The sequence below is a fragment of the Frischella japonica genome, assembly GCF_014489845.1.
Classification (GTDB): Bacteria; Pseudomonadota; Gammaproteobacteria; order Enterobacterales; family Orbaceae; genus Frischella; species Frischella japonica.
In genome coordinates this window covers 174,950-197,948 of record NZ_JABURY010000021.1, presented here as the reverse complement: position 1 = coordinate 197,948, position 22,999 = coordinate 174,950, and the positions used below count along the sequence as shown (strand labels likewise).

Below are 22,999 nucleotides of genomic sequence, written 5' to 3'. Positions count from 1 at the left end.
CTAACGAGAAGTAATAAAATGAGTCTGAGAAGTTTTGGTACAGTATTAATATGTTTATTGTCTAGTCTGAGTTATTCGATCACTGCTGTTGCTGGCTCATCAATCCATCAACAACGATCATTATATAAAGAATGGCAAACTAAATACACCACTTGGAATGATTCAAAACAACTTGAACAGCTTGCAGCATTAAAAGATTATCCTCTTTATCCTTATGCACAATACCAATATCTTAAGGCTCATTTGAGTACGATATCATCTGATGAAATTCAGATGTTTATCAAAAAAAATCACGATTTTCCATTGTCATCATCCTTAATGCAATCCTATATTGAGATGCTAACCCAACAAAAAAAATGGCAAAAAATTATTGAATTACCGATCGATAAATCCTTGGCGTCAAATTGTCGTTATAAATATGCGCTTTCCCAGCTCAATCAGCCAGATAAAGCCTTCGTTAATGTACAGAGATTGTGGCTATCAGCTAATGATTTACCTTCAGCATGTGATCCTCTTTTCACTGAATGGGAAAAAACCGGTGCCAAAACGGCTAATCTTATTTTGCAGCGAATTGAGTTGGCACTTAGCAAAAACAATATTAAATTAGCATCTTATCTAACTGAGCAACTTCCAGATAATTACAATACATTAAAAAAGAATCTATTAGCAGTACTTAAAAATCCACAAAATCTTGCCGATTTTGCCAAAAATATTACTGCTACACCTTTTAGTAAAAAGGTTGTCATACTATCATTTGCAAGATTGGCTAATAATAATACAGACTTAGCAACATCACTACTACCCACAATAAAACAACAACAGAATTTATCAGAAGAACAGGTAATTCAATTACAAAAAAGCATCGCTTTGAATTATTTTAATGCATCAGCTATAGAAGAACAGATTAATTGGCGTGACCATTTTATTAGTTTACATGGTGATACGCAGTTAGTCGAAAAACGGATTCGACTTGCGTTAAAAAATAATCAGTTAGATCAAGTGGCATATTGGCTAAATCTTTTACCAGAAACAGATAAACAAAAAGATGAATGGCGTTATTGGCAAGCTGTTATTTTAACTAACAATAATCAAAATGACGAGGCAAAAAAGATTTTACAAGGTTTAGCTAAAGGGCGCGGTTTTTATGCAATGTATAGCGCCCAAAAACTAAAACAAAAATATCATTTTAACTTTGAATATCCGGTAATAGCTAATGCTTCGCCAAAAATAGAATTAGCACGCTTGGTCGATCAATATGCTAAATTACCAGTTATACAACGTATTGAGGAACTTCGTTATTGGGACAATCTCTCTGAAGCTATTGCCGAGTGGCGATATTTTCTTCAGGATAAAAGTAATTCAAAGCACTATGCTGCAATTGCTCGTTATGCTTATTTACGTGGATGGGGTGAACATAGTATTCAAGCAACCATTATTGGTAAATTATGGGATAATTGGCAAGAACGCTTTCCAATAGTTTATCGCAAATTGTTTCATAAATTTACGCAAGATAAAGCTATATCATTATCCTTTGCTTTAGCTATTGCGCGTCAGGAAAGTGCATTAGATCCAACCGTACAATCACCAAGTGGAGCCAAAGGATTGATGCAATTAATGCCGGCAACAGCTAAAGATAGTGCGAAAAAAGTGGCTTTGAAAGAATATAAAAATGCTACGCAACTTTATGATCCCCTGATCAATATTCAACTTGGTAGCTATTATTTAGATTATGTTTATCAATTGTTTAATAAAAATAGAATATTAGCTTCCGCAGCCTATAATGCTGGACCAAATCGTCTCAACCGTTGGTTACAGGAAATAGCTAATGATTTGGATGCAGTGGCTTTTATTGAAAGCATCCCTTTTACAGAAACACGAAATTATGTTAAAAATGTGTTGGTTTATGATTATATTTATCAATTAATTTTAAATCAAAAGCCGTCTGTAATATTGAATACTAATGAATTAACCCAAAATTACCATAATGCGATAAATAAATGATAGTTTACATGACTCATTAAATGCATTATTGAATAATTAATTCTTTTAATCATTCGGCCCATTATTAGACAGAGATTAAATCAAATGTTTATAGTAAATTTTTTTAATTTAATGATTTTTTAAGAGAGTAAAATGGAAAAAGACGATTGGCAAAAAACGGTAGATTTTTTACAGCAGGCTTTTAACAATAATTATCAATATGATGTATTAAAATTACTTTTAACCCCAGATGAACGAAATGCTTTAATTACCCGAGTAAAAATTATATATGCTTTACTTGATGGCTCTATTAACCAACGGCAGTTAAAAGATCAACTTGGTATTGGCATTGCCACAGTAACACGCGGATCCAATTCCCTTAAAGAGGTCTCCCCCAATTTTCGCGCTTGGATCGAAAAAAACCTTTTAGAACAGCGTTAATAATCAAGAAAAATTATTGACGCTAATCCAATAAAAAACAACGTTAGCAGCTATTAGGTATTCATTTTTCATTTATGCACAATGGGGATACAATAATCGCATTCTATAACGTTAATGTCAGTAATATTATCTAATTTGGTTAATTGATTGTGATTACTGTAAATTTCAATAATTTTTCCTCGGCGCAATTGGACATTTAATAGTGGTATAGCTGAAAAATAAATTTGCGATAGGAAATCAATAAAACCAGCTGGTGCGCCAATATATTTAAAACATAGATATAAGCCACCAGGACAGACTATGCGTTCAACATTTTCTGATGAAATACTTTGATCATCGATTGCTATGCTATATAGCAATTCTTGTTCATCTTGACGATCTTTATCTTTACTTTTGACTAAGCAACTAAGCGAATAAATTTTGTCCGGTATCACTTTCTTTTTACTTAGTGTTTTTGCTAAATAATCATTAAAAAATTGCTTGCGAAATGCCACATTTTCATTAATAAAGGTATTCAAATCACAATTATTCTTATAAGTAATACCCCAAAATTCTTGCTCGGGTAGCGTTAAAAAAGTTGGTTCTGGAATCGAAAGATGATTTTTCTGTAATTCAATTGGCGGGGTCAATCCGCTAGGATTCCATAAATCATTACGTCGATAAGTTGCTGGCGTAACATTAAATTGTTTTTTAAAAGAACGGGTAAAAGTTTGTTGCGAATCAAAACGATATTGCATGGCAATATCAAGTATTGGTTTACTCGTCAGACGTAATGCTAGTGCTGCATGAGTAAGACGACGATGACGAATATAGGTTCCTAAAATTTGCCCAGTCACCTTCTTAAACATTCTTTGCAAATGCCATTTTGAATAACCCGATTTTTCGGCCACATGGTCAATGGACAAAGGTTGTTCAAGATTTTTTTCAATCCATTTTATTAAATCAGTTATAATATTTATTTGATTCATAGTATTCCATTAATTATGCAGTAAATCTTTTGGATTATGCCGTAACTATTGGTATAAGAAAAGAAAAATATTTAATTAATTTATTAACAATAAGAATGACTACCAGCTTGGTGGTCAGTTAAATCCTGCACCCCTTTTATTTCTGCAAATTCAGTCATGATTTGTGCTTCAATGCCTTCTTTTAAAGTGATATCAACCATTGAACAACCATTACATCCGCCACCGAATTGAAGTACAACGTAATTATCTTCAGTGATTTCTACTAAATTAACATGCCCACCATGGCTAGCTAACTGCGGATTAATTTGTGATTGAATCAAGTAATTAACCCGTTCAATTAAGGGAGCATCATCCGCCACTTTGCGCATTTTTGAATTGGGAGCTTTCAAAGTAAGTTGAGAACCTAATTCATCTGTCACATAATCAATGACGGTTTCTTCAAGAAATGGCGCACTAATTTCATCAATATAAACGGAAAAACCATTAAATTTTTCTTCAATATCGGTATCTTCAATACTATCTGGTGGACAGTACGATACACCACATTCAGCGGTTGGTGTTCCTGGATTTATCACAAAAACCCGAATTTGAGTTCCTTCAGCCTGTTTGCTTAATAAATTTCTAAAATGCATTTGTGCTGCATCTTGTATTGTGATAATTGACATAAATTTTACCTGAGCGTTCACTATTACCACTGGCTATAACGTAATCAGCCAAACGACAATAAATAGTTGATATGTTTAATCAACTATTATAAGGGTTGTTTTTGCTTTTACAAGCTTGTGCGACACAAACAGATGATCTGTATATGTTGTACACCTTGTTGGCGTAATACCTTACATGCGGCACGGATGGTATGCCCCGTCGTAACAATATCATCAATAATTGCAATCGATTTACCTTGGAGCGATGTTTGACAACTAAATACATTAACAATATTATCTTTGCGTTGTTGTTTAGACAAAGTTTTCTGATCGTAGGTCTGTTTTTGACGTTTGATCAAATATGGTTGGAAGTGTTTATTTAACCAATGACTAATTATTTTAGCCAATAATTCTGATTGATTATAACCACGAGACCAATAACGGCGTTGATGAAGTGGTATGCAGGTAATAATATCAGGTTTACGTATTCCGGTTTCATTACGAGCAGCTAACCATGCTAACATCATCATTCGTGCCAAAGGGTAAGCCAATTCAGGATGATCATTAAGTTTAAATCGATAGATTAATTTAGTAAAAGGTGGTACAAAATCGGCAACAGCAATAAGATTATCCCAATTAGGTTTTAATTTATCACAATGATGACAAGGTTTCGTAACAGGAAAAAGCGGTAATCCACATCTATGACAAACCGAAATTAATTTTGGTAAATAATGATAACATTGACTACAAATACCCCAGCTCAATCTGAGCGGCAATTGACAAATTATACAACGCAAAGATACCTCTTTTTAATATTTTTATGGTTTTACTGTGAACTCATTGAAATCATTCTAGTCAAACGAATTGGGTATTGGTATTATATATAGTAAATTTGAGAACTTGGTGCGAATAATAATTTTTCAATTTTCTTAAAAAACTAATTTATCGTTAAACAAGTCTCTATAATATAAGAATCAATTGAAGGATGTGAAATTGTGAAAAAAATAAAAATAATTGTTTTATCAGCTGTAATATCACTACTTTCTGGTTTCGCTCTTGCTGATACCAAAGTGTTAATGCAAACGAGTATGGGCGATATTGAGATTGAGTTAGATAGTCAAAATGCACCACTCACAACGAAAAATTTCCTTGAATATGTTAATGAAAAATTTTATGACGGTTTAACCTTCCACCGAGTGATTCCTGGTTTTATGATCCAAGGTGGTGGTGCAGATAAAGAATTAAATTTTCCTCAACCACACGCTCCAATCAAAAATGAAGCGAACAACGGACTAAAAAATGATCGTGGTACTATCGCCATGGCGAGAACGAGTGCGATTGATAGTGCTGCAAACCAATTTTTTATTAATGTCGTAAATAATAATTATCTTAATTATCAGTCACCCGAAGTTTTTGGTTATGCTGTGTTTGGTAAAGTAATCAAAGGTATGGATGTTGTCGATCAGATCGTTAATGTTAAAACCACCCGTAAAGGTCCACATCAAAACGTCCCTGTTGAACCTGTTTACATTATTAAAATGACTGTTGTGGATGAATCTGTACCAGAAAATCCGACAGGATCTGAGCAGTAAACGGTTTTTTTAAATAGAATCCTCTTGGGCGAGTCATAATTAGCTCGCCATTTTCATTGTATGCTGGCGTTAATGCTTTACCATTAGCTGCTTTAGGTCTAATTTGTAGATATTGACCTTGGCGGGCAGTAATGCGTTCTATTTTACCTAGCACAATCATATCCATCAATTCCTGCCAGTCATTTTTGAGTTGTAATTCTTGCTTAGCAGTTGGTTGCCATAATATTGGCATCCCAATTCGACGTAAGGCTAAAGGAATCGCTCTTTCTCCTTCAACAGGAATCCATAATACTTTACTAAGTTTATTTTTAACATGACTTGTTTCCCATGTAATTCCATGATTGGCCACCAAAGGCGCAACACTTACAAATGTCGTCTCTAATGGATAGCCATAGCGATTAACCGGTAATGTTTTCAATTCAATACCTAAATGGGCAAAATCTTGTTCAGCTTTACTCCCAGCATTGGCCCCTAAATAACATTCAAGTAACATGCCAACCCAGCCCTTTTGTTTTTGTAAGTTTTGCGGCACCGTTAACGACATCCTATTGGCGACATCACTTAAATTATATCCCGCAATTAACCGTGCACGCTGCATCAATTCAAGTTCATTTTTAGGAGGAGACTGTATGTTCATAATATTATTTTATTTGAAATAATTTGCCCACAATGGCATCTAATATTGAGGTATTTTAGCGCATTAACTATTATAGCTAAAAGGTTCTTACATTAAATTATGGTAGCACGATTAATAACATTGAGCGATGACACTAAACTTTAAAAAATAATTTTTTGGTTTTACCATATCATGGTTGTGGTATCGGGAGTGAATACCCGATACGAAATTAATAATATCGGAATGGTTTTAGAAGTTCAGATATAATGAATTATGACAACCCATTAAGCCGTTTTTTGAACCCAAGCAGCATAAGCATCAATAAATTGTTGTAAAAAGCTTTTACTCTTATCAGCAATATTACCGTTTTCATCAAATACATTAGCTACACCGCCAAAATATGCTTCAGGCTGTTGCATTGTTGGCATATCCAAAAATACGAGTGATTGACGCAAATGGTGATTGGCACCAAATCCACCTATTGCACCAGGTGATACTGAAATAATGGCTGCTGGTTTTTTACCCCATACACTTTTACCATAAGGACGCGACCCCACATCAATGGCATTTTTGATAACAGCAGGTACAGAACGATTATATTCTGGGGTGACAAATATGACGCCTTGACATGTCATTAGTTCTTGCCTAAATCGTGTGTAACTAGCGGGTGGGTTATCAGTATCAATATCTTCATTATATAAAGGTAAATCACCAATTTGAATTATTTTAAGTGTAAGCGTACTTGGTGCTAAATGTTCTAATACCTTAGCTACTTTAAGATTATATGAATCTTTACGTAAACTACCAACAAGTACAGCGATGGTTTTATTCATATTCAATCTATCCTTCTATAAAATAAAACAGCCAAAAAAATCGCCACGTTAAGTGGCGATGAATAAATGTAATTAATGACCTGATGAATCCATCTTACGTCCAGTCTCAAATAAAAACCAAGCACGTTTTTCAGTTTGATCAATCCATTCTTCAATTAAGCTTGCTGTTGCAGTGTCATTATATTTATCGCAAATATCATGAGCGACACGCATACGGGCTGTTAATTTGATATTATCCTGACATAATTCCGCTAACATATCAGATGGTTCAACAAAATCTGCATTGTTGTCGGAAATACTTTGTAACTTCGAAATATGACCAATTGAACGCAACGTTGTGCCGCCCAATTTACGTACGCGTTCGGCAATAGGATCAGTCATCGCAAATAGCTCTTCACCATGATCATCTAACATTAAGTGATAATCACGGAAATGTGGTCCACTGACATGCCAATGAAAATTTTTGGTTTTTAAATAGAGTGCAAATACATCAGCTAAAACTGAATTCATCGCTGCAGATATCTCTTTAGATGCCTTTTCGCCAAGATCAGTTGGAAATAGAATTGAAGATTGCTGCAATTTTTTAGCTTTTTCAACTTTTGCAGGTGCTAATTTTTTTGCGGTGGACTTTGGTGCAGTTTTAGCTGCCGATTTTGTTGAAGATGCAGCTTTAGCCATAATAAATCTCCTTATTTAACCTTAATTTGCATTTGATAAAAAATCATTAATAACTAGAATGTTATTTATACTAAAATAGCAATGTTTATATGCTAATGTCCAGTAAAATAAGAATTTTTTTAACTATCACTGCTATTTGTATTTAAATTAAAAAGCTTAAAAAATGACTATAATTTTCAACGAGAAGTGATCAAATAACTTATTTAACATTAATATTCAACTCCTTAATTTTTCGAGTTAAGGTATTTCTTCCCCAACCCAATAATTTAGCTGCATCTTGTTTATGACCACGGGTAAATTCGAGCGCACATTCCAGTAAAATTTTTTCAATATTATAAGTTATATCTGGCAAAATATTGTCTTCTCCATTTTTGAAAGCCTGCTTTGTCCATTGGCGAAGGCATTGTTGCCATTCTGGTGTATTATTGCTAAGCACTAATGGTTGATCAGTAAGGGGATTACTTTGTGATTCTGAATTAGCAATAGTGGAATTTAATAACAAATCGTGGGGCAAATCTTGTGGTAACACTTCTTTGCTTGAAGCCATAACTGTTAACCAACGGCAAAGATTTTCCAGCTGTCGTACATTTCCCGGCCAATTGAGTTTTGCTAATATGGTTAATGTTTCTGGAGCTAGCACTTTGGCCTCAACGCCAAGTTCTTTGGCGATAATTTGTAAAAAGTGATGTGTAAGTGCAGGAATATCTTCTACCCGTTCCCTTAATGAAGGTAGCACAATGCGAATTACGTTTAATCGGTGAAATAAATCTTCTCGGAATTTACCTTCTTTTACGCGTGATTCTAGATTTTGATGTGTAGCAGCAATAATTCTCACGTCCACTTTAACCGGTGAATAGCCACCAATACGATAAAATTGACCATCTGCTAATACTCTTAACAGGCGAGTTTGTACATCTAACGGCATATCACCGATTTCATCCAAAAATAGCGTGCCACCATTAGCTTGTTCAAAGCGCCCTTGTCTGACTTGATTAGCACCGGTAAAAGCACCTTTTTCATGGCCAAATAATTCTGCTTCAATAAGATCTTTAGGGATTGCAGCCATATTTAGAGCAATAAAGGGAGCATGCGGACGTGGGCTGTGTGTATGTAAAGCTTTCGCGACCAATTCTTTACCACTCCCTGATTCACCATTGATCAGTACACTAATTGATGATTTTGATAAACGACCAATAATTCTAAATACATCTTGCATGGCGGGTGCTTCGCCAATAATACCCGTACTGGTTTTGCTGTTTAGGTGTTCTGCAGCCTGATTTTTTTGATTATGTACAATGGCACGTTGTACTAAATGCACAACCTCATCAACATCAAAAGGTTTGGGTATATAATCAAAAGCGCCTTTTTGATAAGCATTTACTGCAGCATCCAGATCAGAATGGGCTGTCATAATAATCACCGGCAAAGCTGAGTAATACTCTTTAATGTATTTAAGTAAGGTTAAACCATCAATCTCCGGCATTTTAATATCAGAAATTAATACTGCAGGTTTTTGCTGACTACTTTGCAAAGTATTTAAGGCAATTTTACCATTTTCAAAACTCGTACAATGAAAGCCTGCTTGATTAAGCGCTTTTTCAAGTACCCAACGAATTGATTTATCATCATCAATCACCCATACTTCTTTTTGTGATTGAGAAAATGCTGCCTCTTGCTGCGGATAATGAAGATTTTTGTTAATGTTGACTTGATAATTCATAACATAACTCCTTATTAACGTATAGGCAGATAGATAGAAAATTCGGTATGGGTTGGCCAACTGATAAAGTCAATTTTGCCATGATGTTGATCAATAATATTGCGAGCAATGGATAGTCCTAAACCAGAACCATTTTGTCGGCCACTGACTAAGGGGTAAAAAAGAGTATCTTGCAAATGGACCGGAACGCCAGGTCCGTTATCTTCAATATCAATACGTGCACATAACCGATAACGCGTTCCGTGGATGGTGACTTGAAAAGCAGTACGGGTACGAATAGTAATCATACCATTTGCTTGAGTATCTAACGATTGTAGGGCATTGCGTATGATATTGATAATAACTTGTTCAAGTTGTTCTGGATCGTGTGAAAGTTCAGGTAAGCTTGGGTCATAATCACGAATGATAGCAATATTATCAGGTTTTTCTAACTTTAATAATGCGTATGTTCTTTCCAGTGCTTGATGAATATTAAGTACCTTTTGTTGTAATAGTTGTTGTGGTCCTAATAATCTATCGACTAAGTTTCTTAAACGATCGGCTTGCTCAATAATAACCTGAGTATATTCTTGAAGTTCATTATTAGGTAATTCTCGAGATAATAATTGTGCGGCACCTCTTAATCCACCGAGCGGATTTTTGATTTCATGCGCAAGCCCACGAACTAAATCACGGGCTGCCGTTTGTTGGGCATGCTGTAATTGTTCTTGTGATAAGCGCTTATGATTATTTAACGGTGTCATTTCGATCAGAATTCTATCGTTTGCAAATGGTTGAGCAGTGAGTGACAAAACAGATAGCTGATCGTTAATCACAATATTGACTTCGTTATCAGTGAACCCTTGTCCTTGTGATAACGCAGTATTCATTAGTGAAATATCTAACGAAGTATAACTTAATAAATCAGGAAAATAACCACCATACAGTTTTTTAGTGCTTTGTGCTAAAAGCTGTTGTGCTGCAGTGTTAGCGTAAATAATATTTAGTTGATTATCTAGTAACAAAATATTAGTAAGTAATGTATTCAAGATGGCATCAGTTTCGGATAGACTTTCAACAACCAAAATTTGCCTCCCTAAATAACGATAACAAAAATTAATATCCGAATTGTGCGCAGTGATAACACACAATCGGATAAAGAATCACATCAAGTCAGAATTAAAGACTATAGTAAAGTTCAAATTCAACTGGATGCGGAGTCATACGAACACGATCAACTTCTTCTGTTTTTAGTTTTATATATGCATCGATCATATCATTACTAAATACATTACCTCGTGTTAAAAATTCGCGATCAGCATCTAATGCATTAAGCGCTTCTTCAAGCGATCCAGCAACTTGCGGAATCAACTTCGATTCTTCAGGAGGGAGATCATATAAGTTTTTATCCATTGCATCCCCTGGATGAATTTTATTAATAATTCCATCTAGACCTGCCATTAATTGTGCAGCAAAAGATAAGTATGGGTTACTGGTTGGATCAGGGAAACGCACTTCGATACGACGCGCTTTAGGGCTACTAACAACAGGAATACGAATTGATGCAGAACGGTTACGTGCCGAGTAAGCTAACATAACTGGTGCTTCATATCCTGGTACTAAACGCTTATAGGAGTTGGTTGTGGCATTAGCAAATGCATTTATCGCTTTAGCATGTTTAATGATACCGCCGATATAATAAAGCGCCATTTCAGACAATCCAGCATATTTATCACCAGCAAATAAGTTTACCCCATCTTTGGCTAAAGATTGGTGACAATGCATACCTGAACCATTGTCACCAAACATTGGTTTTGGCATAAAGGTAGCTGTTTTACCATAAGCATGAGCGACATTTTGCACCACATATTTATAGATTTGCACTTCATCGGCTTTCTTAGTTAAGGTATTAAAACGGCAAGCGATTTCATTTTGACCGGCGGTTGCCACTTCATGGTGATGTGCTTCAACAACTAATCCTAATTGCTCCATAATGATACACATTTGTGAACGTATATCTTGTGATGAATCAACCGGCGGAACGGGAAAATAACCACCCTTAACACCGGGACGATGACCTTTATTACCTTCTTCGTATTTTTTACCACTATTCCATGCAGCTTCGATATCATCAATATGAACAAAGCTACCTGACATTGGGGTACCAAAACGAACATCATCAAATAAGAAAAACTCTGGTTCAGGTCCAACAATTACGGTATCTGCAATACCTGATGATTTTAAAAACTCTTCTGCTCGTTTTGCGATTGAACGAGGATCGCGATCGTATCCTTGTAATGTCGCCGGTTCTAAAATATCACAGCGGACATTAATGGTGATATCTTCATAAAATGGATCAATAACTGCAGTTGAGGCATCTGGCATTAATACCATGTCTGATTCATTAATCCCTTTCCATCCAGCAATGGAAGAACCATCAAACATTTTACCGTCTTCAAAAAAATCAGCATCGATTTGACTAACTGGAATAGTGATATGCTGCTCTTTTCCTTTAGTGTCTGTAAAACGTAAATCAATGAATTTGACATCATTTTCTTTTATCATTGTTAAAACTTTTTCTATCGACATGTCGTTTCTCCATGATGGGAATGAATTATAAGGATTATTAACTAATCCCTTGTAATTAATATTGTTATTCATTAAGCAATAAATATGCCAATTTTATTGCCGGCTAAAATTAATATAACTCATTTAATTTTCTATATATTATGCTTTTTGTTGTGTAATGGAAAAGTTTATATCATCAAAACGCACATGAGCATGCACTATTTTTGCACTGAATTAAGAAAATTGCACCAATATAATGCAAATTTGTTATTCATAGAAAAATAAATGAATTATTAATGAAATTGATTCCAAAAATAAACAGATTTTGGCTAAATTTTTAAAAATGATATTACTATTGGGCTAATGCGTTATTTATGGCACAGGTAAAATCATATACTTTTCGATTCAATACTATATTTCAAGCAATAATATCGCTATAATTTGAACTTAAATTTAACTAATTCATAAAATAGTAGGTAACCGTATTAATATGGACTATATCGTAAATGAGATTTTCCCATTTTTTAAATTACATCCAATTTTAACGTTAGGATGGCTGGTACTATTTATCATGCTCATCAATATCAGTATCAAAATGAAATTATCTAAAGTAAAAAGCATTAGTAATTTGCTTGCTGTACAGATGATGAACAATCAAAATGCCGTCGTGGTCGATTTGCGTTCTGCAGATAATTTTCGTAAAGGTCATATCACTGATTCAATTAATATTTTACCCATTGACATTAAAAATGGCAGCATAAAAGAAATTGAAAAATTTAAAGCATCACCAATAATATTAGTTGATGATAATGGCATTAATACAACAGAATCAGGAGATATCTTGTCAAAACAAGGATTTAGTCAAATCTTTACGTTAAAAGACGGTATCGCAGGTTGGAATGGTGAAAATTTACCATTGGTCAAATAAATAAAATAACCACAGGAAATAAGGGATTTATTATGTCAGAGCAAAATAGTAACCAACAGCAAGAAAATGGTTTTTCCATTCAACGTATCTATATCAAAGATATATCCTTCGAAACACCAAATGTACCACAGATTTTTACTAAAGAATGGCAACCAGAAGTTAATATTGAACTAAACACATCTTCACAAGTAATTGTTGACAATGTTTATGAAGTCTCTTTACGTTTGACCGTTACCACCAAATCAGGCGATCAAGTTGCTTATATTTGTGAAGTCACTCAAGCGGGTATTTTTTCAATTTTAGGATTAAATGGGTCGCAATTACAGCATTGTTTAGCGGCATTTTGTCCAAATATTCTATTTCCTTATGCCAGAGAGATGATTTCAAGTTTAGTGAATAAGGGGTCATTCCTACCAATCAATTTAGATCCAGTCAATTTTGATGCGTTATATGCCAATTATTTACAACAGCAACAAACCGAACAAACACCGGTTACTGATTCACCAGAAAATCTACAATAAATATTGCACAGATAAATTATCAAAGTAGGTAAATATGACTCGTCATTTAAGTTCAACAACTTCATCAAGTATCAGTGTTATTGGTGCAGGTTCTTATGGCACAGCCTTAGCGATTTTATTAGCACGCAATGGTTATGAAACCCTATTATGGGGACATGATCAGGCTGAAATGCAAGCTCTTGAACAAGATCGACAAAACAAAAAGTTCCTACCAGATATTTTTTTCCCTGCTAATTTAGCTATTGAATATGATCTTCAAAGCGTTGTATCGTCTTCACCAATTTTATTAATTGTCGTACCGAGTCATGCTTTCGGTGAAGTACTAAGTAAAATAAAGCCTTTTCTGCGGCAAGATTCAAAAATTGTATGGGCTACCAAAGGACTTGAGGTGAATTCTGGTCGGTTATTACAAGATGTCGCAAAAGAGATTTTAGGGGATGCGATCCCCTTGGCTGTAATTTCTGGTCCGACCTTTGCCAAAGAGGTCGCATTAGGTTTACCTACAGCAGTCACCGTTGCATCTACTGATGAGGCTTTTTTGAATGAATTACAAACGCTTTTTCATTGTAGTAAAAGTTTCCGTGTATATAGCAGTAAAGATTTTATTGGTGTACAGCTTGGTGGTGCAATTAAAAATGTAATTGCCATTGGTGCTGGTTTGTCTGATGGGCTGGGTTTTGGTGCCAATGCACGTGTTGCATTGATTACCCGAGGTTTAGCAGAAATGATGCGTTTAGGGGCTGCATTGGGTGCTGATCCAATTACCTTCATGGGCATGGCTGGATTAGGTGATTTGGTCTTAACCTGTACAGATAACCAATCTCGTAATCGTCGCTTTGGTATGTTATTAGGGCAAAATAAATCGGTTGAAGAAGCAAAAGCCATTATTGCTCAAGTTGTCGAAGGTTGTCAAAATACCAAAGAAGTATGGACACTAGCGCAAAAATATCATGTAGATATGCCAATTACGGAACAAATTTATCAAATTCTGTACCGTAATAAAAATCCATTAGAAGCAGCAAAAACGCTGTTAGGTCGTACTCAAAAAGAAGAGTTAGCCAGTTCCAACACTAAATAAATGAGCATATTATTTATTGATAGGAGCATTATGTGAGTGTAGCAAAAAAAATAGTTAAGCCTGAACAATTGTGGACAACAATTCGTCTAGAGGCAACTGAATTAGTGAAATGTGAACCAATGTTGGCAAGTTATTTTCATGCTACCTTGCTTAATCATGACGATATTGCCAGTGCAATCAGCTATATTTTGGCAAATAAACTTGCTACTGAAGTAATGCCTGCAATAGATATACGAGAAGTGATTCGTCAAGCTTATCAAGCCGATCCACATATTATAAAATCAACGATAACCGATATTATCGCGGTTTATGTCCGAGATCCGGCCACCAATAAATATTCAACACCTTTACTATATTATAAGGGATTTTTAGCACTCCAAGCGTATCGGATCGGTCATTGGTTATGGAAACAAGAGCGAGAAGCATTAGCAATATTTTTGCAAAGTCAGATCGCTATTGTATTTGGGGTTGATATTCATCCCGCAGCTAAAATTGGTTGTGGTGTGATGTTTGATCATGCAACAGGTATTGTGATTGGGGAAACAGCAGTTATCGAAAATGATGTTTCAATTTTACAATCCGTGACACTCGGTGGAACGGGAAAACAAAACGGTGACCGACATCCTAAAATTAGGGAAGGCGTTATGATAGGTGCCCATGCGACTATCCTAGGCAATATTGAAATTGGTTGTGGCGCAAAAATTGGCGCAGGTTCGGTTGTGTTAGATCCCGTTCCGCCTCATACAACCGTTGCAGGGGTACCAGCTAAAATCGTTGGCTGCCCAGATTGCGATAAACCGGCACTGAATATGGATCAAGTTCTCTGATTGATAAAATTTTTTATAAAATAGGTTGGATACAATTCCTACTGTATATCAGTATCCAATAAATCTTATCTAATATTAATATCCATCGTTGGGAACGGAATATTAATATTATTATGATCCAAATCATTCTTTATATTTTCTAAAACTAAGGTTCTTACCGGCCCATAATTATCATTATCTGTCCAAACCATGACTAAAAAATTAATACTTGAAGTCGCTAGTTCATCAAGACGGATAATAATACCTAAATCTTTCATCACATTCGGAGTTCGTTCAACCGCTGATTGGAGTATCTGATAAACTTCTTTGATATCTGCCTTATAATCAATACCAATAGTTAAATCAATACGTCGATTAGGCTGACGGGTAAAGTTAATGATACTAGTCGCTAATACATGGCTGTTAGGAATTGTTACCGCTTCGCCTGTTGGGGTTAAAATCGTAGTCGAAAAAATTTGAATCGCATCAACTGTACCACGAATATTACTGACAATGACTAATTCACCCACTTTAAACGGACGAAATAAAATCAATAATACCCCTGCGGCGAAATTGGATAAAGATCCTTGTAAGGCTAAACCAATAGCTAAACCAGCGGCACCGATAATCGCTACGATAGAGCTCGTTTGTACACCAAGTTGACCTAATACTGCAACCAAGGTCAATCCCATAATGATATAACGGGAGGTAGAGCTGGTAAATTTGATTATAGTCGGTTCGACATTTTTGGCATTAAGAATTCTGCGTAATTGACTGCTAATAAACATAGCAATAAATCGTCCGACGATAAAAATCACAATTGCTAACCCAAAATGGATTACATAACCCAAAATGGCACTATCATATTTTTCAAAAAATTGTACGCTTCTGTTAATAATTTCCATGCTTAACCTTCTTATTGATTTTCAGGTTACCTGTTTAAATCTCAATTTAATCAGATATGGTGTAGCAACAAAAATGACTTAATATCGTCTTTTGTTACCTAAGCATTAACAAATTTTTGTTCTTCTTGTCGTTAATTGAATAATGAATATAATCTATTTTATAAATAAATCAAATAGTTAATTTCGATTAAAATGCAGTATTTTTTAATGAAGTTATAAATGCAGATGTTTAGAACAAACACCTGCTGATTTCAGTCATATTAATTGTTTACTAAGTAATGACCAGCGGATTTCAAAATCAGTTGTTGGTAGGAATTTGAAGCCAGAGCGCACATAGCGCGCCATCATTCCTTCACAAAACGCCAGTATTTGAGCTGATAATATTCGTTCATCGATAATAAAGCCACTTCCTTCACGAATCTTACGTTCACGAAGGATTTGTTTAAATTGCGTTTCAATACGATCAAATAATTGACTGACGCGATCTTGCAATTTTTCTTGCTCAAACATTAAAGCATGACTAGTCATTATTCGAGTTAAACCCGGATTTTTTTCCGAAAATCCTAAAATTAACGCCACAATTAATTTCAATCGGGTTTCAGTCTCTCTTTCTTCTTGTAAGATAAAATTAATTCGTGAAAGCAATGTATCTTCGATAAAGACAATTAAGCTTTCAAACATATTGGTTTTACTTGGAAAATGACGATAAAGCGCAGCTTCCGAAACCCCGACAGTTGCCGCTAATTTAGCTGTAGTAATCCGTTGAGAACCTTCGTTTGATTCAAGCATGGTAGCCAATGCTTGTAAAATGTCCTCTTTACGATTTTTGCGTTTGGTTGTCACGATTATTTCTTACCTGAATGACCAAAACCACCTTCACCACGAACTGACTCAGTGAATTCTTCTACAATATTAAACTCAGCCTGTACCACTGGTACAATAATTAGTTGAGCGATTCTGTCACCAATTTCAATGGTAAAAGGGTGTTGACTACGATTCCACAGAGGTACAAATAATTGACCTTGATAATCTGAATCGATAAGTCCAACTAAATTACCTAAGACAATACCATGTTTAGAACCTAATCCAGAACGTGGTAATACCAAAGCAGCTAGTTGCGGATCAGCAATGTGCATAGCAAGCCCCGTAGGGATTAAAATCGTCTCACCAGGTTTGATTTCAGTTGTTTTATCAAACATAGCACGCAAATCAATACCCGCTGACCCTGTTGTTGCATAGGTCGGTAAAGGAAATTCATGACCAAATCGTTTATCTAAAACTTTAATATCAATTTTTCTTTTCATTGTTATACTCATCATAATGTCTAATTATTTCATTAATAAGCTGTTGTGCTAACTTGGTTTTATTGGTTAATGGTAGCGATAATCTACCGGTTGACCAATATAAGGTAAGCGCATTATTATCACTGTTAAAGCCTTGTCCTTGTGAAGATACATCATTGGCACAAATCATATCCATGTGCTTGTGAGTAAGTTTTTTCAATGCATATTGTTCAACATTATTGGTTTCAGCAGCAAATCCAACCACAAAAGGACGATTGTGTTGTAAATTAGCGACATCAGCTACTATATCAGGATTTTTCACTAAGGTAATCGTTAATTCTTCACTACCTTCTTGTTTTTTTATTTTCTGATCAGCAATGCTTGCCGCCCGGTAATCGGCTACAGCTGCACAGGCAATAAAAATATCTGCAGTCTTTACCGACTCAAGAGTTTTTTGATGCATTTCTAGAGCTGTTTTAACATTATACCGATTAACATTTTGTGGGGTGCATAAATTTACCGGGCCACTAATTAAAGTAACCTTTGCTCCGAGCTCAGCGGCAGCCTGTGCAATCGCAAAGCCCATTTTACCCGAGCTATGATTAGAAATATATCGTACCGGATCTAAAGCTTCTTGCGTTGGTCCTGCAGTAATAACGATATTTAGATCTGTCAATTGCGCTGACAAAGCAAACTTTTCAACGATTTTAGTACATAGCTGTTGTGGTTCAAGCATACGACCTGGTCCGACATCGCCACAGGCTTGTTCACCTTGATCCGGTCCCCAAATAGAAATACCACGATGACTTAAATGTTGAAGATTATGTTGCGTAATTGTAGCAAGATACATATATTGATTCATCGCTGGAGCAATAGCAATTGGCGCCGTGGTTGCTAAGCATAAAGTCGTTAACAAATCATCGGCAATACCATGAGCTAATTTAGCAACCATGTTGGCAGTACATGGAGCAATAATTACTAAATCCGCCCATTTAGCTAACGCAATGTGCCCCATTGATAATTCCGCAGAGGAATCAAATAAATCGTAGGAAACATGATTACCCGACACAGCCTGAAGGGATAACGCTGAAACAAAATGTTTGGCTGATTCCGTCATGACAACTTGTACTTCAGCTCCCATTTTTTTCAATTGACGAACTAAATCCGGACATTTATAGGCCGCAATACCACCGGTAATCCCTAATAAAATATGTTTATTGGTTAAGTTCATATTGGTTATCTCTTACTCATAAAACGATAGTGTATCTTATCATAAATAAAATCAATAATTAAATGACTAACGTTGGTAAGATAATGTTAATCTTCAAAAGCTTAATTGATTAATAACAATATTAACTTATTAAAAGCTCTTTGGCATTTGCTAGGGTATTAGCAGTAATTTTATCGCCACCAAGTAAACGAGCTAACTCATTTAACCGCTGTTCACTATCCAATATTGTCATCCGCGTTTGAGTATGTTTACCGTCAGTCTGCTTAGCGACAAAATAATGATAATGAGCGTTACCGGCTACTTGAGGTAAATGGGTAACGGTTATAACTTGGGTTGATTGTCCCAATTGTCTTAATAATTTGCCAACTTTAGCAGCGGTTGGACCACTAATACCAACATCTATTTCATCAAATATTAGTGCTGGGGTTTCCATTTTCTGAGCGGTAAGCACTTGTAATGCTAATGCAATTCGTGACAATTCACCACCCGAAGCCACTTTTGCAATTGGCTGTAAGGGCTGTCCTGGATTGGTAGTCACTAAAAAGATCACTTGACTAAAACCAGACTCTGTTAACTTATTTTCATCTGCCTTAACATCGATATTAAAATGACCGTGTGGCATGGAGAGCTCACGAATACTTTTGGTAATTTTTTTTGATAATGTGGTTGCTACTTTTAGGCGTTTTTTATGTAATGTTTCCGCAATAGATAACGCTTGTTGATAATAAGTTTCAATGTCTTTTTTTAACTGTTCTCCATACTCGTCTTGAGAAGTTATCTGTTTAAGTTCATCAAGAAGTTGTTGATGTAAGTTTGGTAACTCTGCGGGTTTAACATGGTGTTTACGTGCCAAAGAGATTTGTTTTGATAAACGTTGTTCAAGTAACATCGACCTTGACGGATCAAGTTCTAAATTATCTGCATAATGATGCAGTTCATAACAGGCTTCTTTTATTTGAATATAGGCTTCTTCTAAAATAATAGCAACATTGTTGAGCTGATTATCCAGTTCTGTTACCTTATGCGCAATATTTTTAGCCTGATTGAGTTGGCTAAGGATATTAAATTCCGTATTTTCATCTAATAAATCAATTAATTGTTGATTGGTGTTGATTAATTGTTCACTGTTAGATAAACGCTTATATTCCTCATCAATTTGTTCATATTCCCCTTCGATCGGAGCGAATTCATTAAGCTCTTTCAGTTGATATTGTAACAACTGGATATGTGCTTCACGTTCATGACGAGACTTTTCATAGTTTTGATACTGATCTTTGGTATCTTTCCAGAGACGATAAGCCGCTTTCATCTTATCTAACAAATGATTATCAGCCAGATATTGATCCAAAATTAATTGTTGATGCTCAGTACGTAACAGTTGTTGGTGCTCATGTTGACCATGAATCTGGATTAACATTTGCCCCAGATCTTTTAGCTGACTTAGCGGAACAGCGCTACCATTAATAAAAGCTTTAGAACGACCGTCTTGACTGATAACCCTCCTTAAAATACATTCGTTATTATCATCCAATTGATTTTGGGTCAGCCATTTAAGCGCACTTGGTGTATCATCTAAAATAAAATGAGCAGAAATATCCAGACGATCACATCCATGACGGATGAATGAGACATCAGATCTTGCGCCTAAACAGAGGTTTAATGCATCGACTGATATTGATTTACCTGCGCCGGTTTCACCAGTAATCGCAGTCATTCCTGAATTAAGGTCGATAACCAAATGATCGACTATAGCAAAATTATTTACCGTTAATTGTGTCAGCATATTTTTATTATCAATAATGTTAGATTGATGAATATTATAGCAACAAAGACACTGTAAATAAATACAGTTTTAAATAAAAGTATGATGACTACCGCTAATGGCAATAGCTAAAATATCATACATAATCTATCATCTTAATTGATCCATAAACATAGCCAAGGCAATTTATCTAATGATATTAATAGATTATTTTATAGAACAAACAGTTAGTAATATTTGTATCAAGAATAAATAGTAGTGATATTTTATACGTATGTAAAAAAATAAAACGACATGGGTTAAAAATAAAAAACCACCTTAACGGTGGTTTTCTATCTACAGCCATTGATGAATAACAATTATTCATAGATGCCTAATTTTTTTTCTAAATAATGGATATTAGTGCCACCTTTTTGGAAGTTTTTATCTTCTAAAATAGCAAAATGTAAATCGATATTAGTTTTAATACCATCAATAACTAATTCTGATAACGCATTTTTCATACGAGCAATAGCAATTTCTCGTGTTTCACCATAAGCAATCAATTTACCAATCATTGAATCATAATGTGGTGGTACGGTGTAACCAGCATAAATATGTGATTCCCAGCGAATACCAAAACCACCCGGAGCATGAAAACGCGTAATTTTACCCGGTGATGGCATAAATGTTTTTGCATCTTCGGCATTGATCCGACATTCAATCGCATGACCTTTGATATGAATATCCTTCTGCTTAATTGATAACGGAAAACCTGACGCGATACGAATTTGCTCTCTAATCAAATCAACACCGGTGATCATTTCTGTTACTGGATGTTCTACTTGAATACGGGTATTCATTTCAATAAAATAAAACTGATCGTTTTCAAATAAAAATTCAAAGGTTCCTGCACCACGGTAGCCAATTTCAATACAAGCATTAACACAACGCTCACCAATAAACTGACGCATTTTACCGGTAATACCAACTGCTGGAGCTTCTTCCAACACTTTTTGATGACGGCGCTGCATTGAGCAGTCTCGTTCACCTAAATAAACAGCATGACCTTGCCCATCGGAAAGCACTTGAATTTCAATATGACGAGGATTTTCAAGGAATTTTTCCATATAAACCATATCATTATTGAAAGCTGTTTTCGCTTCCATTTTGGTCATTTTGATGGATTGTTCAAGATCTTTTTCGTTACGAACGATACGCATTCCACGACCACCACCACCGCCGGAAGCTTTGATTATTACCGGATAACCAATATTTTTAGCTATCTTTTTATTTAATTCTATATCGTTTCCTAACGGACCGTCAGAACCTGGTACACAAGGAACTCCAGCCGCTTTCATGGCATTGATGGCAGAAACTTTATCCCCCATCAAACGGATAGTATCCGGTTTTGGACCGATAAATATAAATCCAGAACTTTCCACTTGTTCAGCAAAATCGGCATTCTCTGATAAAAATCCATAACCAGGATGTATTGCCGATGCGCCAGTTACTTCTGCCGCAGCGATTAATTCTGGGATATTTAAATAACTTTTTGCTGATGGTGCAGGACCAATACAAACACTTTCATCGGCTAAAAGTACATGCTTAAGTTCTTTATCAGCTGTTGAATGTACTGCAACAGTTTTGATGCCAAGTTCTTTAGACGCTCTTAAGATGCGTAAAGCAATTTCGCCCCGATTAGCAATTAAAATTTTGTCAAGCATATCAAACCTCTAAGCAGCTATTTTAGTATTCATGTCATATAGAAGCATATTGAGAAGGACCAATATTATTCAATGACAAACAATGGTTGATCAAATTCAACCGGTTGACCATTATCAACTAAAATTGCTTTGATAGTTCCTGCTTTTTCAGATTCAATTTGATTCATCATTTTCATCGCTTCAACAATGCATAATACATCGCCGACATTAACTGTTTGGCCGACTTCAACAAATGCTTTAGAATCCGGGCTTGGAGTACGATAAAAAGTACCAACCATAGGCGATTTAATGGTATGACCTGTCATTGCACAAGCATCATTTTCACCTGTTGCAGGTTGAATGGTTTCATTAATTGGAGCACTAACCACTGCTGGTGCAGGTTGCGGTATATGAATATTTTGCACCGGATAGGCTACTTGAGAAACGGCACGACTAATTCTAACTGATTCTTCACCTTCAGAGATCTCTAATTCAGAAATGCCAGATTCTTCAACTAATTCAATTAATTTTTTTATTTTACGTATATCCATAAATAACACCGTATTTTCGTTTCATTGTCAAGATAAGGTTAATTTACTCTAAACCACCTGCTATCAACTCAATTGTGTTTATCATAAATAACTGATATGACTATTTTTGCCGAAATTAGCTGATAAATTGCTAAATTTTAAGACAATTATGTTCAGCGCGCAAGCATACACCTTTAATTTAAATTTGTCATTATATATCTCTTCCAATTGTGGATTTTACAAAAAAATTA

The 22,999-nt window shown here is 35.3% G+C and carries 23 protein-coding genes; 7 read left to right on the top strand and 16 right to left on the bottom strand.

Annotated features, from left to right (window positions below):
* Positions 1-18: 18 nt before the first annotated feature.
* Both sltY and trpR read left to right on the top strand, forming a co-directional pair.
* The gene (sltY, locus tag FcAc13_RS11660; RefSeq protein ID WP_187756387.1) at positions 19-2,001 is read left to right on the top strand and encodes a murein transglycosylase; all 1,983 of its coding nucleotides are present in this window, start codon (positions 19-21) and stop codon (positions 1,999-2,001) included.
* A 132-nt stretch (positions 2,002-2,133) separates the two neighbouring features.
* A complete protein-coding gene (trpR, locus tag FcAc13_RS11655; protein WP_187756386.1) occupies positions 2,134-2,421 on the top strand; it encodes a trp operon repressor in 288 nt (95 codons plus the stop codon).
* 68 nt (positions 2,422-2,489) lie between these two features.
* Here trpR and robA read toward each other — a convergent pair whose 3' ends face one another.
* From robA to FcAc13_RS11640, 3 genes are all read right to left on the bottom strand, one after another.
* Positions 2,490-3,389, bottom strand: a complete 900-nt coding sequence (gene robA, locus FcAc13_RS11650; protein ID WP_187756385.1) for an MDR efflux pump AcrAB transcriptional activator RobA — start codon at positions 3,387-3,389, stop codon at positions 2,490-2,492.
* A gap of 83 nt (positions 3,390-3,472) precedes the next feature.
* Complete coding sequence (gene nfuA / locus FcAc13_RS11645; protein ID WP_343066791.1) at positions 3,473-4,048, bottom strand: Fe-S biogenesis protein NfuA; 576 nt, start codon at positions 4,046-4,048, stop codon at positions 3,473-3,475.
* Positions 4,049-4,161: 113 nt separating this feature from the next.
* Entirely contained in the window at positions 4,162-4,830 is a 669-nt protein-coding gene (locus tag FcAc13_RS11640; RefSeq protein WP_187756383.1) for a phosphoribosyltransferase family protein, read from the bottom strand.
* A 195-nt stretch (positions 4,831-5,025) separates the two neighbouring features.
* Here FcAc13_RS11640 and FcAc13_RS11635 point away from each other — a divergent pair, with 195 nt between their 5' ends.
* Positions 5,026-5,625 (top strand): peptidylprolyl isomerase, encoded by a 600-nt coding sequence (locus FcAc13_RS11635; RefSeq protein ID WP_370633703.1) that lies wholly within the window; start codon positions 5,026-5,028, stop codon positions 5,623-5,625.
* On the opposite strand, the gene mutH is transcribed toward FcAc13_RS11635, so the two are convergent.
* From mutH to glnA, 6 genes are all read right to left on the bottom strand, one after another.
* The gene (mutH, locus tag FcAc13_RS11630) at positions 5,567-6,262 is read right to left on the bottom strand and encodes a DNA mismatch repair endonuclease MutH (RefSeq protein WP_187756382.1); all 696 of its coding nucleotides are present in this window, start codon (positions 6,260-6,262) and stop codon (positions 5,567-5,569) included. The genes FcAc13_RS11635 and mutH overlap by 59 nt on opposite strands.
* A gap of 263 nt (positions 6,263-6,525) precedes the next feature.
* Positions 6,526-7,074, bottom strand: a complete 549-nt coding sequence (locus tag FcAc13_RS11625) for an NADPH-dependent FMN reductase (RefSeq protein WP_281382633.1) — start codon at positions 7,072-7,074, stop codon at positions 6,526-6,528.
* 72 nt (positions 7,075-7,146) lie between these two features.
* Positions 7,147-7,752 (bottom strand): Dps family protein, encoded by a 606-nt coding sequence (locus FcAc13_RS11620; protein ID WP_187756380.1) that lies wholly within the window; start codon positions 7,750-7,752, stop codon positions 7,147-7,149.
* Between the two features lie 199 nt (positions 7,753-7,951).
* Complete coding sequence (glnG, locus tag FcAc13_RS11615; RefSeq protein WP_187756379.1) at positions 7,952-9,472, bottom strand: nitrogen regulation protein NR(I); 1,521 nt, start codon at positions 9,470-9,472, stop codon at positions 7,952-7,954.
* 14 nt (positions 9,473-9,486) lie between these two features.
* Positions 9,487-10,536 carry a nitrogen regulation protein NR(II) gene (glnL, locus tag FcAc13_RS11610; RefSeq protein ID WP_187756378.1) on the bottom strand — a complete coding sequence of 350 codons (1,050 nt, stop codon included), beginning with the start codon at positions 10,534-10,536 and terminating at the stop codon, positions 9,487-9,489.
* A gap of 94 nt (positions 10,537-10,630) precedes the next feature.
* Entirely contained in the window at positions 10,631-12,040 is a 1,410-nt protein-coding gene (gene glnA, locus FcAc13_RS11605) for a glutamate--ammonia ligase (RefSeq protein WP_187756377.1), read from the bottom strand.
* Positions 12,041-12,509: 469 nt separating this feature from the next.
* On the opposite strand from glnA, the gene FcAc13_RS11600 reads away from it, so the two are divergent.
* Genes FcAc13_RS11600 through cysE form a run of 4 tightly spaced genes read left to right on the top strand, consistent with a single transcriptional unit; the run spans position 12,510 to position 15,373 of the window.
* Positions 12,510-12,947, top strand: coding sequence for a rhodanese-like domain-containing protein (locus FcAc13_RS11600; protein WP_187756376.1), 438 nt, complete (start codon positions 12,510-12,512; stop codon positions 12,945-12,947).
* 32 nt (positions 12,948-12,979) lie between these two features.
* Positions 12,980-13,468 (top strand): protein-export chaperone SecB, encoded by a 489-nt coding sequence (gene secB / locus FcAc13_RS11595; protein ID WP_187756375.1) that lies wholly within the window; start codon positions 12,980-12,982, stop codon positions 13,466-13,468.
* Between the two features lie 34 nt (positions 13,469-13,502).
* Entirely contained in the window at positions 13,503-14,546 is a 1,044-nt protein-coding gene (gene gpsA / locus FcAc13_RS11590; RefSeq protein ID WP_187756374.1) for an NAD(P)H-dependent glycerol-3-phosphate dehydrogenase, read from the top strand.
* A 50-nt stretch (positions 14,547-14,596) separates the two neighbouring features.
* Complete coding sequence (gene cysE / locus FcAc13_RS11585) at positions 14,597-15,373, top strand: serine O-acetyltransferase (RefSeq protein WP_187756433.1); 777 nt, start codon at positions 14,597-14,599, stop codon at positions 15,371-15,373.
* Positions 15,374-15,438: 65 nt separating this feature from the next.
* Here the strand turns inward: cysE and FcAc13_RS11580 are convergent, their stop codons facing one another.
* The 7 genes from FcAc13_RS11580 to accB form a co-directional block, all read right to left on the bottom strand.
* On the bottom strand, positions 15,439-16,257 hold the full coding sequence (locus FcAc13_RS11580; RefSeq protein ID WP_187756373.1) for a mechanosensitive ion channel domain-containing protein: 819 nt from the start codon (positions 16,255-16,257) through the stop codon (positions 15,439-15,441).
* Positions 16,258-16,512: 255 nt separating this feature from the next.
* Positions 16,513-17,100, bottom strand: coding sequence for a nucleoid occlusion factor SlmA (gene slmA / locus FcAc13_RS11575; RefSeq protein WP_370633699.1), 588 nt, complete (start codon positions 17,098-17,100; stop codon positions 16,513-16,515).
* Between the two features lie 2 nt (positions 17,101-17,102).
* Positions 17,103-17,561, bottom strand: a complete 459-nt coding sequence (gene dut / locus FcAc13_RS11570; RefSeq protein ID WP_187756372.1) for a dUTP diphosphatase — start codon at positions 17,559-17,561, stop codon at positions 17,103-17,105.
* Entirely contained in the window at positions 17,545-18,771 is a 1,227-nt protein-coding gene (coaBC, locus tag FcAc13_RS11565) for a bifunctional phosphopantothenoylcysteine decarboxylase/phosphopantothenate--cysteine ligase CoaBC (RefSeq protein ID WP_187756371.1), read from the bottom strand. Before coaBC ends, dut begins: the two co-directional genes overlap by 17 nt.
* Positions 18,772-18,892: 121 nt before the next feature.
* Entirely contained in the window at positions 18,893-20,554 is a 1,662-nt protein-coding gene (gene recN, locus FcAc13_RS11560) for a DNA repair protein RecN (RefSeq protein ID WP_187756370.1), read from the bottom strand.
* 338 nt (positions 20,555-20,892) lie between these two features.
* On the bottom strand, positions 20,893-22,239 hold the full coding sequence (gene accC, locus FcAc13_RS11555; protein WP_187756369.1) for an acetyl-CoA carboxylase biotin carboxylase subunit: 1,347 nt from the start codon (positions 22,237-22,239) through the stop codon (positions 20,893-20,895).
* Positions 22,240-22,304: 65 nt separating this feature from the next.
* Positions 22,305-22,769: an acetyl-CoA carboxylase biotin carboxyl carrier protein gene (gene accB, locus FcAc13_RS11550; protein ID WP_187756368.1), complete on the bottom strand. Its 465-nt coding sequence runs from the start codon at positions 22,767-22,769 to the stop codon at positions 22,305-22,307.
* Positions 22,770-22,999 lie beyond the last annotated feature (230 nt).